General features: G+C 56.4%; 10 protein-coding genes. 6 read left to right on the top strand and 4 right to left on the bottom strand.

The genetic code is table 11. The features are described 5' to 3' along the window. The first annotated feature begins 71 nt into the window (after positions 1-71). The 6 genes from AC56LU_RS21995 to AC56LU_RS22020 are packed head-to-tail and all read left to right on the top strand — an operon-like array spanning position 72 to position 8009. Positions 72-938: a VirB8 family type IV secretion system protein gene (locus tag AC56LU_RS21995; RefSeq protein ID WP_497177728.1), complete on the top strand. Its 867-nt coding sequence runs from the start codon at positions 72-74 to the stop codon at positions 936-938. Beyond that, positions 935-1741, top strand: a complete 807-nt coding sequence (locus tag AC56LU_RS22000; protein WP_497177729.1) for a TrbG/VirB9 family P-type conjugative transfer protein — start codon at positions 935-937, stop codon at positions 1739-1741. The genes AC56LU_RS21995 and AC56LU_RS22000 overlap by 4 nt, the downstream gene beginning before the upstream one ends. Continuing rightward, entirely contained in the window at positions 1738-2955 is a 1218-nt protein-coding gene (locus AC56LU_RS22005; protein WP_497177730.1) for a TrbI/VirB10 family protein, read from the top strand. Before AC56LU_RS22000 ends, AC56LU_RS22005 begins: the two co-directional genes overlap by 4 nt. A 3-nt stretch (positions 2956-2958) precedes the next feature. Then, the gene (gene virB11 / locus AC56LU_RS22010) at positions 2959-4032 is read left to right on the top strand and encodes a P-type DNA transfer ATPase VirB11 (RefSeq protein WP_497177731.1); all 1074 of its coding nucleotides are present in this window, start codon (positions 2959-2961) and stop codon (positions 4030-4032) included. A 9-nt stretch (positions 4033-4041) separates the two neighbouring features. Then, entirely contained in the window at positions 4042-5943 is a 1902-nt protein-coding gene (locus tag AC56LU_RS22015; RefSeq protein WP_497177732.1) for a type IV secretory system conjugative DNA transfer family protein, read from the top strand. Between the two features lie 11 nt (positions 5944-5954). Then, positions 5955-8009 (top strand): LPD7 domain-containing protein, encoded by a 2055-nt coding sequence (locus AC56LU_RS22020; protein ID WP_497177733.1) that lies wholly within the window; start codon positions 5955-5957, stop codon positions 8007-8009. A 102-nt stretch (positions 8010-8111) separates the two neighbouring features. On the opposite strand, the gene AC56LU_RS22025 is transcribed toward AC56LU_RS22020, so the two are convergent. From AC56LU_RS22025 to AC56LU_RS22040, 4 genes are all read right to left on the bottom strand, one after another. Next, the gene (locus tag AC56LU_RS22025; protein ID WP_497177734.1) at positions 8112-9350 is read right to left on the bottom strand and encodes a hypothetical protein; all 1239 of its coding nucleotides are present in this window, start codon (positions 9348-9350) and stop codon (positions 8112-8114) included. A gap of 15 nt (positions 9351-9365) precedes the next feature. Then, positions 9366-10187, bottom strand: a complete 822-nt coding sequence (locus AC56LU_RS22030) for a hypothetical protein (RefSeq protein ID WP_497177735.1) — start codon at positions 10185-10187, stop codon at positions 9366-9368. After that, positions 10180-11295, bottom strand: a complete 1116-nt coding sequence (locus AC56LU_RS22035; protein ID WP_497177736.1) for a ComEC/Rec2 family competence protein — start codon at positions 11293-11295, stop codon at positions 10180-10182. Before AC56LU_RS22035 ends, AC56LU_RS22030 begins: the two co-directional genes overlap by 8 nt. A gap of 292 nt (positions 11296-11587) precedes the next feature. Continuing rightward, a complete protein-coding gene (locus tag AC56LU_RS22040; RefSeq protein ID WP_497177737.1) occupies positions 11588-12076 on the bottom strand; it encodes a site-specific integrase in 489 nt (162 codons plus the stop codon). Positions 12077-12212 lie beyond the last annotated feature (136 nt).

Here is a 12212-nt window from a genome sequence, read left to right on the forward strand (position 1 = left end):
TCCGATCAATACCCCAGCTCGCGCCGAGATGGTTTATCCAAGCTGCGGCATCGCCGCATAGGGAGAATTCGATGAGAAAGCAACCCGAAGCCGACAAGCTGATCAAGCAGATGGCCGCCATACGTGAGCTGATCGAAACCCACGCTGACGTGCAGCAGTTGCTAGACCTCGCTGCTGACGAGGCCGACCGGTACGCCGTTAGCAACGAGCGCTCGCGTCGCGTCGCCTGGCGCATAGCCGGTGTGTTCGGTGGCTTAACAGTGGCTGCATTTGGCATCGCATGGAGCGCAGTCCAGACGTCGATGCGGCCAGCCCCTCCGCCTGAGGTCCTAGTGGTTGACAAAGCCGGAGGGGTAGTGCAGCCGCTGATCTCCCTGGCCGAGTTTCAGATGGCCCCAGAAGAGGCTACGATCCGCCGTAATATCGAGACTCTCGTAACCGCCTGCGAAGGTTACAGCTACGAACAGGCCGATACGCACTACTACCACTGCGCAGCCTTCCTCAGCCCCCAGCTGCAGGCCGAGTGGGCGCGGAAGTGGGACAAATCCAACCCGGAATCCCCGCCGAACAAATTTAAAAAGGAGCGCAAGGTACGCGCCAAAGTCGGTGCGATCACGGTCCTGCGTAACGGGTTGGGCGCGGCAATCGGCGGTCGGGCCAGCTTCACACGGACGGAAACGCTGAACGGCGTTGAGGACGGCGCGCCAACCACGTGGGTCGCCAATCTCTCGTTCCGTTGGGTGAATCAGCCTACGAACGAGCGCGATCGCCGTGTCAACGACCTTGGGATGGAAGTCACCGACTACGCCGCCGATCGTGATCTTACAGCTACCAAGCCGAGCCCCTCACCTGCGCCCGCACGGCAAGCGTCCCACCAAACACGGACGTCCCAAATGGCCCTGGTCGCTCCAAGTAATGCCCAGGGAGTGGCGCCATGAACAAAAGACTTCGTTTTGCGCTAGTAGCACTGTCTATGGTCGCTGGCGCCCAAGGCGCACAACTGCCAGAGGCTGGGCGCAAAGACGCGCGAATCCGCTTCGCTACCTACGATCCGCATGACGTAGTAACGATCTATACGCGCGTTGGCCTGCTTACCCAGATTGTCTTCGACCAGGACGAGAAAATCGTGGACATGACAGGTGGCGACGTCGAGGCATGGGGCGCCGCTACCCGGAAGGCGCGCGACGGCGTGTTCCTCAAGCCCGCAGCAGAAGTTGCCGACGCAAACCTGCACGTCGTGACCAACAAGCGCTCCTATAGCTTCGACTTAAAGCTAGCCAAGAAGGCGAAGGGTGAAGTTGCGTTCATGACCGTCTATTTCCGCTACCCAGGCGCCGCGCAAGCTGCAGAGACGGCAGCCAAAGAAGCAGACCAGGTCCGCAATTTGCTGGAGGCCGCCTCTCCAGTTACCAACCACCGCTACTCGGTCCAAGGGACGAGCGATCTGGCACCTATCGAGGCATGGGATGACGGGCGAACGACTTTCCTGCGCTTCCGTGCCCGGTCTAGCATTCCAGGAATTTACGAATCGAATGACGACGGCACCGTAAAAAGGATCGAGAACATCAACGTCAAGGACGACGTCGTGCAGGTGCAGGGCGTGCGCCGCAAACTTGTACTGCAAACCGGGAAGGAGGTCGCCTGCGTGTTCAACGACGGCTATGATCCGACCGCCCCGCGCCCCAGCACCAACACAGCATCGCCTCAAGTGAAACGAATTTTGAAAGGAACTGGCAAATGAACCTGCTCAAGTCCCTGTTCAAGCCCCGGTACCAGGAGCCGGATCCCGACGAAGAAGACAGCATCGAGGGAGAGCGTGAGCTCAGTTCAGTCAATAAAGGCCTTACGCGGCAGAACAAGATCATCAACTGGATGGTCGCGTGCGCGGCATGCGTGTTAGCAGCGGTCTTCCTGTACAAGTATTACGCGAGCGTGTACGACAAGTTCAAAGAGGAGAAGGCACCACGAAAGGACCTTACACGTACCGTGGCTACTGCCGGCCTTCCGCCGCTGACTATGCCCGATTCCAGACCTGAAACAGAGACGCCGGCCCTTGGGAATGATGCGCCCGACAAACCGCCGCCCCTGCGCCAGCCCGGCGAGGCGGGGGGCGGTATTGGTGTTGCCTCTGGCCAGCCACCGGTCAAAAGTTTGGGTGAGCTTGTGCGCGAGCGTCGTCTGAAACGCGAAGTTCGCTTCAATCTTGACGGCAATGTGAGCGCTGCCGCCGCTGGCGTAGTAACGGGCGATCACGCCGCGGCCGTCGAGGCGGGTGGTCCGTTGGGCGACGCCACGTCGCACGCGTTATCACATCCTGCCGGTCGCAGTGGTTCCCCGTCGGCCAACGTCGCTGATTCACGCGCTTACATGCTACCCGATCCGACCCTCATGATGACTCGCGGGAAGCTAATCCCGTGCACGGTATTGCCGGCGATCGACACGACGCTCGCTGGCACAGTCACATGCATTACCGGCGAGGATGCGACGGGTGCCGACAACAAGGTATCACTAATGGACCGCGGCACAATCTGCACGGGCAAGCAGGGCGGCGGCATTACGCAGGGCCAGCGACGAGTAGGCATTATCTGGCAGCGCTGTGAGACGCCCCAGCACGTGATGGTCCCTCTTACCTCCGACGCTGCGGATTTTCTCGGACGTCCGGGAATTCCGGGCCAGGTTGATAACCATTTCTGGGACAGGTTCGGGGCCGCGATCGCCATAAGTCTGATTACCGACATTGGGCCGTACCTCATCGCCACCCGACAGCGCGGAAATAACAACACGACAGTTTCCTTCCCGCCTATCACAGGGCCGAAAGATGTCATGTCCGAAGTGCTGAAAAGTACCGTCAACATTCCGCCTACGATCACCAAGCCGCACTCCGCACAAGTCTTAATCTACCTGGCAGGCGATGTCGACTTCCGCGACGTCTACCAGCTGGAAAGGACGAGATAAATCATGAAAGCCGAGAATCTACCTCTGGGTCCGGACGCCTCGACGCTTGACCTGCACCTGCAGCCAATAGCAGGGCATTTGGCCGATGAAACCGTTACCGAAGTCGTGATCAATCGGCCGGGTGAACTACTGCTCGAGCGGCGCGACGGTTGGGAGACCGTGCTGAATGATGCTCTCTCCTACAAATGGTGCGAAGGTTTGGCCATGCTTCTGCGGAATCAAGCCAATCAGGACTTGACCGAGGGTTGGCCGCTGCTTGGCGCGCAAATCCCGGGCGGCCTTCGGGTCCAGGTTGTAATCCCGCCTGCTATCGAGGCTGGAAAGATCTCGTTTACGACCCGGCGCCCGATCGGCGAGGTGCTGACGATGAACGATATCATCGACGGCGGCGCCTTCGAATTGACCCGCTGTGAACAGTCGCTGCTCTTGAACGCTGAGGAACGGACGAGACTCGAAGCCGCTTTGCCAGATAGCGAGCGCGCCATGCTCGAGCTGTTCCGAAAGCGTGAGTGGGCTAGCTTCTTCGAGGCCGCGGTCGAGGGTCGCAAGAACATCGTGTCATCCGGAGCGACCGGGTCAGGGAAGACTACCCTTAGCAATGCCCTAGCCGCCATGATCCCGCTCGATGAACGGATCATCACTGTCGAGGACACGCGGGAGATGCGCCTGCCGCATCCCAACCAGGTCAACCTGGAGTACAAGAAGGGCGAGAATGGCGTGTCTAAATTGAAAGCGCGTGACTTGCTCGAGGCCACGCTGCGCATGCGTCCCGACCGCGTGCTGCTGGCCGAGCTGCGTAGCGACGAAACGTTCTTCTTCATCCAGAACGTGCTCAATTCAGGTCACCCAGGAACGATAACCACCGTCCACGCCACCCGGGCTAAGCTCGCGTTTCGCCGCCTGGCGCTGCTGATCAAAGGCAGCGTGGAGGGCGCAGGTCTGGAGCTCGCCGATATCACTGACAACCTGTACACCTTGGTCGACATTGTGGTGCAGATGACGCGCCTGCCTGGCGGTCGAAGGGTTGTTACAGAGGTGTACTACGACCCTGCCTTCGCCGCACGTCAACTTGGATAGGAGACTGCCATGCTCATTACCCCGATCGACAGTCTCCGCTACAAGGCTTTGGCATACAGCGGGCTACTGATCGGATGCGTGCTCATCGCCCTCTACTTGGCAAGCTACCTATTCTTGATCAAGCTTTCCAGCCCGTTACTTCCGCCCACTGCCGCCACGCCAATGACGGTGGTGCGGTACTGGCAGCATTACGGTACAGACCCGTACACCCGACACTGGCTAATTGGATGTCTGGTCGCCGGCGCTGCTCCGGCTGCCGCGGGCGTCTTCTACCTTTTGCGGCCAATCAACCGTTCCTTGCATGGCGATGCTCGCTTTGCCACGCTGCGCGAGGTGGCCAACGCCGGTTTATTTGATGAGCGAGGTATCATCCTTGGACGATGGGGACGGCGCTATCTAGTCCTCGGCCGGCAGTTGGCGGCGATCATTATCGCACCGCCGCGTTCAGGCAAGGGAGCCGGTCTTGTCCAGCCCAATGCGTTGTCTTGGAGCGGAAGCCTGATCGTCAATGACGTGCGCCGGGAGTGCTATCGAATCACGGCTGGCTATCGCAGGTTGTTCTCCAAAGTCTATTTGTTCGACCCTTTGTCGCCTAAGGGTTTAACTGCGCAATGGAATCCAATCTCGATTCACTATGTCCCGGACGATCCGCCGTTGCGTGTTAGCGCACTGCAGAAGCTGGCCAACCAGCTGTCGCCAGATCCGGCGTCTGGCGATCCGTTTTGGCCGGCGTCCTGCCGCGACCTGTTCCTCGGACTCGGCCTGTATGTGATCGAAACTCCAGCGCTGCCGCGCACCATGGGCGAAATAGTCCGCCAGATCATGCATGGCGCGGACGACTCCGTTAGCGATCATTGGCGGCGGATCATCAGCGAGCGCGACAAGGTGGGGCAGCCCCTGTCCTCGACCTGCAAGAGGATGCTTTACGACTTCATTGCGCTGAGCCCCCAGACCCAGTCGTCGGTGCGCAAGAGCTTCACCGCCAAGCTCCAATTGTGGACGAACCCGCTCATCGACGCCGCCACCAGCGGGGATTCCTTCAACTTCTACGACCTTCGCCGAAAGCGCTTATCGATTTACCTGGGAGTTAATCCCGGTGATTTGACGCGCCTCTCTCTGCTGATGAATCTCTTTTTCACGCAACTGCTGGACGCGAACATGGACACGATGCCGGAAGACGACCCGAGCATCAAGCATGAGTTGTTGCCGATCATGGATGAGTTTGCGGCGCTGGGCCGCATGCCAATTATCGAGAACAGCATCCAGTTGATGGGCGGGTATGGCATCCGCCCGCTGCTGATTGCGCACTCCATTCCTCAGCTGCGCGCCGTGTATGGCCCGGATCAAACCAAGAACATCATTGCCTGCTGTGGTGCACGAGTCGTGTATGCCCCAAATGACAGCGAGTATGCAACCGATATATCGAGAGAGCTCGGCACTTTTACTGTCGATAGCACTTCGTATTCCCGTCCAGCGAGAAGCCTGCAGGCTGGGAACGTCACTAGATCCAAAGTAGCGCGGGGCTTACTCAATCCCCAAGAGGTAAAGATGATGGGCATAAATAACGAGATCGTCTTTATCGAACATTGCCCGCCGATCTTCTGCCGGAAGATCTGGTACTGGCAGCGCTTGGTTTTCCTGCGCCGTGCTAACCGACCGCGTCCCGAGATCACGCCGATCGAAATCACGATGCCGCCACCGCCGCCCCCTATCAAGGAGAAGGATGAGTCCTTGGGCAAGAACAGGGCTCCACGCGACATCACACCGCAGGACGTTTCCAAGGTCGGGAAGTTGAAACTGACCGACTTCGCTGCGGATTTTTCGAGTGTTCAGTTACCGAAAGGAGAGCAGCTCACCAGCGAGGACCTGCGGAAGACTTTCGATTCCTTCATGACAGCACTTGACGCTTAAGGACCGAAAACATGAGCACACAGAACGAAGTCAGCAACCCCCAGCATCCTTTGTCGGGAGCCCACGTAGAACCCTTTCCTTTTGATCGGGGGGACGCACGAGCAGAATCCGCGCTATCAGTTGGCCCCTTTGAGGAACCGGCCAGATCTAAGGCGGCCGCTCAACGGGGAGGCGACAAGCCGCAAAACGGGCTGAACGGGACACAGAAGGCCGGGCGCATTAAGACGGAAAATGGCCAAAACGAGGCTCACACGAAAACTCTCGACCCCATTACGCCAGCATCCAAACCGGCGCGCGCAAAGCGCGCTAAGTCACAGTCTGCTGAGGGGGTAAACGACCAGGCGGAAGTTGTAAGCAAGCCTAAGCGCACGTCGGCCAAGAGGACAAGCAAGGTGGCGGACTCCCTAGGCCCCGTAGCGCCCGCAGGTAACGACATACCGCCGATTACACCTGCCGCAATTGAGTTCCTAGGTAAGCAGGAGGCGACGGTCGCCGACGTTCTGAAGCTAAGTCCAGACAGCCTAGCGTTCGTGCAATACCACTTCAAGCACATGCAGCAGCTCGAGGCAGATAGTCGGCTGACAAATGCATATTTGGTCGCCAATTCTCGTCCAGCCAGCCCAGCCTTCCAACTCTTCGCTGACGCGTTAGCAAAGCGGGGCGGACGTGATCAGGGCCACGTGGCTGCGCAAGCCACACGCGAGGATTCTGAACCTAGAAAGCAGAAGCCAGCTAATGTCGCTATCCCGTCGTATCAGCAGAAGATCACTACATATCAGACCTACCTGCCCATCGTCGTTCGACTCCGCACGCTGGACCTTATGGCTGGGACAGCGCCCACGCACGTCCAGAACAGCCAGCTAAGACAGGACGATGACAAGCGCGCTCATAGCATGCTGGAAGAGGCACAAGCGAGGTTTGGTCCGAAGGTATTGAAGGGGCTCGAAAACTCGATTGAGCGGAGCCCAGTGCAGTTGGTGACCGCGGCGCAGCAAGATTCTGCTGCGCCTCCAGCAACTGCAGCGCAGCAGTCTGCGACCGCCGAGAACTTCGCTGAGCAGCCGGCTGCGTCCGCAGCGCCAAGTGAGAAGAACAGGCCGAGACCAGTACCGCGCCCAGGCTTTGTTCGGCGCTTAGGCCTTGCTCTTGGCGGCATGGCGAACTGGGCTCGTAGCTGGCAGTTGGGCCCGAATAAGAAAGGCACGGCACATGCAACTGGCGCACAGGTCTTCTTGAACAAGTCAGTAGACATCCAGGCAGCGGTCGACGATAGATCAGGCGTTGTGCCGGAATCTGTGGCACGGCGCTTTCTTAAAGTTGGCCGCGAGTATTATTTTCAAGATAGGACGCCCGCGTTCTCAGATCGGGGCAACAGACTCGCTACACGTGGCACCGATCCGGATGTTGTCCGTTCGTTGGTCGAGATCGCAAAAGCACGTGGATGGGACACGATCACCGTCAAGGGGAGTGAGGATTTTCGCCGCAGCGCGTGGCTGGAAGCGACACAGACGGGTATGACAGTGGCCGGTTACAAGCCCACAGCCCTTGACTTAGCAGACCTCGAGAATAGACCGGCAAATAACACCGTCGAGAAAGGTACAGCCCAGGAAAAGAACAGTAAGCCAAAGTCGCCGCCTACACAGCAGCCGGCGGCGCGGGACAACTCTGCCCAAACAGCCACTCCAACACATGCCCCGGCGAAGGCGCCGACGCCTGGCGATTTGCAACCCGATCCACAATTCACCGCAAAGGCAAAGGCGTTCCAAGAGGACGAGCCAGCGCTTGTCGTAAAAAAGTATCCAGATTTAGCTCCAGCCTACGGAGTCGTTGCAGCAGCTGAGGCATTTGCTACAGACCGACTACCCGAGGAGGCGAGAGAAGAATTTGTTCAGATGGCACGGCGCCATATGGTTGAGAAGATCACATCTGGCACGCAGATACGTGGGCCGAAAATATACTCGGTTCCTACTAAAACTACTGATATCGATACACATACGAAGACGGTCGACAAAGTCATCGACCAAGGAAAACCGCCGAAAGCGAGAACGGTAGAGAGAGATAGGTAGCCTCTGGTAACGATCGTTTCGAGATCTAGCGCGTCTTCATCGTAGTCTGATACGTGTCATACATTGCGAGACGCGCTCTTTCCATTGGCGACTTGTTTGTGCTCAGTGAAAGCCAGAATCCACATCGCTGGTCAGATGCACTAACCCAGTTTCGAGTGCCCTCCACGTTACCCGCATATTGCGAAGGTCCTCTTGAGTAAATTCCAAGGAATGCATCACCGGGATTCGCAGGTCCTTAGCCCTAGTCAGCAGCGCTTTAAGGGCATCCGGATCTTCGAAACCAAATGAGAAGATGACTTCGAAGTGCTCAGGATTGCACATGATGTCAATGTAATGGGCGTAGTCCGCATGGTCGAGAACATCGCCACCTCGTTTCTGCCACTTGCCGAGCAGGCCTTTGCAATTGCATTGCGGCAGGCGTTCGTGCGGCCAGTCCTCCCCATAATGCTGTTCCATCTGACTACTGATAACGTCACGCAACGACACTTCCAGCCTGTGAAGCACTGGCCAAGCCTTCTTCGCATACCTGGTGTCAGTACGATGTTGAACGCGTTGGTGCAGGCGGCGCTTCTTTTCACCGATTGTCAGTAACCGCGGGTGAGGCCAACGGGGCATCGACAAGCCTGCCGCCGACAACACTTTTCCATATTCTTGGATCGTATCAAAATGCGGCGAGATCTGACTCGTAAGGGACATCCACGCCTGCCGGGCTTGATTATCAAAGCCGTTGCTCACGCTCAAGATGTCAGCAACAGTCGATGCGTGGACGAAAGCCTTAAGTGTGTCAGGCGAGCGGATCGAATCAAGGCTTCCAAGATATAGCATCTTGTCCGTCAGTGACCCCGTAGCTGTGCGGAAGCTGTCTAGGTAATCGTCTAGGTGATACCGCTCAGACGCCAGCGCCAGCGCTTTTGCCTGTTCGAATGTGTCTGTACCAAAGACTTGCCTTCTGAAGGCTTCATTTTGAAGTTGTAGCGTTGCCGCAATCGACGCAATTTGATCGGTGTGGTGGCTAAACTGCGCCAGTTCATATGCTGGGCGACCGCGAATAAGCTGGAGCAAGTCGCGGTTCTGCAATTCAAGAGCATGGGCTATGGTGCCGACGTTGCTTATCGTACCTAGCTGTTGTTTCAGGTGTTCGACGGCCGTTTGAGGGATAGCGCCACGCAGCAACTGTTCGCGTTGAGCCTTCTCTTCCTCCTGAAGGCGACGAACATACTCGCCGATTGGGTCATGTATGCTGGGGAAGAGCGACCTGATCTTGTCGACCTCCATCACGGACTTCAGCGTGGCCGCCTCGGTCGAGCTGATGCGCCCAAAGAGCCGTTCATAGTCATTCATGTTCACCGCTGACTCCTAAGGTTGGGTGGCTACAGTCCCTTGTTTCACCAGCATCGCGGCGATAGTTCGGCTGTCATCGCAGTTAGCTAGCAGCGCGCGTGCGTACTGGTCAGCGGCTTCACGCACCCAGTCATCGTTGACGGTCGTTAGCCAAGCCGCGACGGCAAAAAGATTGAATACGATGGCGGCGCCGGTCGCGGAGGAAAGCAGAGCCCAAAGATGCCTTGGCTGGATGAAGGCCGACACACTTTCGCTTCCACCGTAGCGGTACTCGAGCATACCGAGCGCGGCAATGATGCCACCTATGCAAACGCTAACGCCTACGTTCCGGATACCACGAAGATTGCGCCGGTATCCATATTCTGTGTTTTCCTTTTCCACCATCGGAAAATCCGGCCCCCGGCATTGCTCCTTTAACCAATCGACCGCCGATGCGTAATACGAATCGGCTTTCTCAATATCGGCTTGCTCGTCCGCTTCCAACGGCCTCACCCAGTCGGGCACATGATCCGCCAGAAATTGGTGGTAACGCGCCAGTGTCGGCTTTTGGACAAACATGCTTCGATGACGCAGCCAGATAGTGGTCGGCCATGCGCCCCAGACTTTCAACAAGCGCTTCTCAACCTGCTTGCCGCGGGATCGGGCAAAGGACGCCAGTGCATATAACACACCAAAGGCTGCGGTAAATCCTACTAGACCAGGTAGACTGGTCAAGGTCAAGAGGTCCGGCCAAAGCGCAGCAATCAAGGTTAATGGTGGTACGAGTGTCAGTAATGCAGGATAGAGGCGCGCTTGGCGTGAATAGGCATCAAAGATCAGTTTCAACAGGTCAGTCATAAGCTTCAACTTGGCTGAAGAACTCAAAAACTTCGGCGCTCTTCTCTGTAGCCCGACTTGGCATGTTGTTGTGATAGCGGTAACGACTGCCTTGAGTACTGCGCACGCCAACACCGCGGCGTTTGAATGCGTTCAAAACCATCTTGCGGGGATGCTTGGCGTCGTCTTTTGGAGCGGAAACGATGGCCTTTTTCGTTTCAGGAGTATTCGGCGGTAGAATCGGCCCAATGAGACGATTCAGTAGCGACGGCGTAACATTGCTACGGCTACCGTGATGCGGCACCTGGATGAGCTTGGCTTGCGTGATATCGATACCCATCGCAATTGCATTCTCGCAGGCCCAATTCAACGCCATTACGCCCGCATCAGCTGTTAATAAGATGCCGGAGCCGTCAAAGTCGCCGTACAGGACCGTGCAGGACTCGTTCTCTGCGGCAGTGACGGCCCCCTCTTGCAGGCGCTCCCCGGCCCAGCTTTCGGGTATCCAGTTGACCGCTGCTTCAGCCAGCGATTTTAGAAGGGCAGTGAGAATGTTCTTCTGTCCATCGCCGAGCCAGATATTGCGTACCTTGAGTAAGTCAACGTTGCATTCCGGCGTCTTGCGAAACTGCGGTACGAGGTGACGGTAGGCATCTCTATTTGGAGAGAGCACCGTAAAGGGGCCAATCTTCTCACCTGCAAACGGCTCATAGACAGCTACACCTTTTTCGAAAGCCAAGCTAATGATCTCGTCGACGAGAGGATATTCCTTTCGAATTGCGTTAGCTAAACCTTGTGTCGTCCAGCGTTGATCTGCAAAGAGTTCCAACATTGTCGCTGCGTGATACCACAGCCCGTGGATCCACAGGCGTTCGACGGGCAACTCACGCATGATCGTCCGCAAGCCCGAACAATGGTCGCCATCTGGGTGGGTACTAATCATGTCGGTAATGACGCTACCGAGTCCGTAAACAGTGCGGATGTGGTTAACAATCGCTTGGCCGGAGTCTTCAGTACCCCCATCGATGACCATGATCTTATATTGGCCAGGTACGCCGTAGCGAATAGTAATCGCATCACCGGCTTTCGAGGCTTCGCCAACAGGATGAAATTCAATTTCAAACGGCATGGTCTTCTCACTTTAGATACGGATGCTCGCCACGACAATTGAGTGTTCGGTAGACAGCAAGACACACAACTCTACAGGGGTAGCGTTGCAGTTCCCGGAGGAAAAACACTAAATCTAGGGTGCAATCCAGGAGGTGATACTAATTCTAGGGTCGATAAAGCCCATGTGCAATAGTTTTTAGGTGATATCTGTCTCTCCCTTAAGTCTCAATGCAATCTGGAAATTACTATTCCTTGATGGCAACTGGGTTCTGTCACTCTACGCAGCACTGTGCAAATCAGGAAACGCACGCTTAATCGCGATGAAGATCTTTAGCTTTCAGTTGCGTGTACCGGGCTAACATTTTCCAGTCCCGATGGCCAGACACTAGCGCAACCTCGTGTATTTGGTAGCCTTTTTCGAAGAGTCGTGAAATTCCTTCATGACGCAAGTCGTGGAAGTGAAGATCTTTGATCTTAAGAGCGCTTTTCGCGCGGGGGAAGATTGTGGTAATCGTTTTAACATTAAACGGGAAAATACGGCAGCTCGGTGTAATTTCCGTCGGACGTGGTTGTCTACCGATTATCTCGTAAGCGTTTCCTAGTAATGGTACTTCTTGGTCATTCCCGATCTTTTGCCGAGGATGCTTTCTGTTTCGAATGATTATGGTTTTATCGACGTGATTCAGATCGATCCATCTAAGGCGTATAATCTCGTCGATTCGCATAGCGGATTCGATTGCAAAGTGGATAATGTCACGCATCGGTAGAGCCGAGTGCTTGTCAAGATAGTCACAAATCATTGCGATCTCCTCCAACGTATGATCTTGCCCCGTTATTCCCGGACACAGCCTGATGCTTAGTTAGCGTCAGTTTCCAGAGCCTGACACGGTCGCTCTTTTCTAAACATGCACGGCGATTTATAGCCCAGCGCCGAGT

This window comes from Telluria sp. PB2R4 (assembly GCF_059685695.1).

Coding starts and splice junctions, on each gene's coding strand:
- AC56LU_RS21995 (WP_497177728.1), top strand. CDS start 72: ATGAGAAAGCAACCCGAAGCCGACAAGCTGATCAAGCAGATGGCCGCC.
- AC56LU_RS22000 (WP_497177729.1), top strand. CDS start 935: ATGAACAAAAGACTTCGTTTTGCGCTAGTAGCACTGTCTATGGTCGCT.
- AC56LU_RS22005 (WP_497177730.1), top strand. CDS start 1,738: ATGAACCTGCTCAAGTCCCTGTTCAAGCCCCGGTACCAGGAGCCGGAT.
- virB11 (WP_497177731.1), top strand. CDS start 2,959: ATGAAAGCCGAGAATCTACCTCTGGGTCCGGACGCCTCGACGCTTGAC.
- AC56LU_RS22015 (WP_497177732.1), top strand. CDS start 4,042: ATGCTCATTACCCCGATCGACAGTCTCCGCTACAAGGCTTTGGCATAC.
- AC56LU_RS22020 (WP_497177733.1), top strand. CDS start 5,955: ATGAGCACACAGAACGAAGTCAGCAACCCCCAGCATCCTTTGTCGGGA.
- AC56LU_RS22025 (WP_497177734.1), bottom strand. CDS start 9,350: ATGAATGACTATGAACGGCTCTTTGGGCGCATCAGCTCGACCGAGGCG.
- AC56LU_RS22030 (WP_497177735.1), bottom strand. CDS start 10,187: ATGACTGACCTGTTGAAACTGATCTTTGATGCCTATTCACGCCAAGCG.
- AC56LU_RS22035 (WP_497177736.1), bottom strand. CDS start 11,295: ATGCCGTTTGAAATTGAATTTCATCCTGTTGGCGAAGCCTCGAAAGCC.
- AC56LU_RS22040 (WP_497177737.1), bottom strand. CDS start 12,076: ATGATTTGTGACTATCTTGACAAGCACTCGGCTCTACCGATGCGTGAC.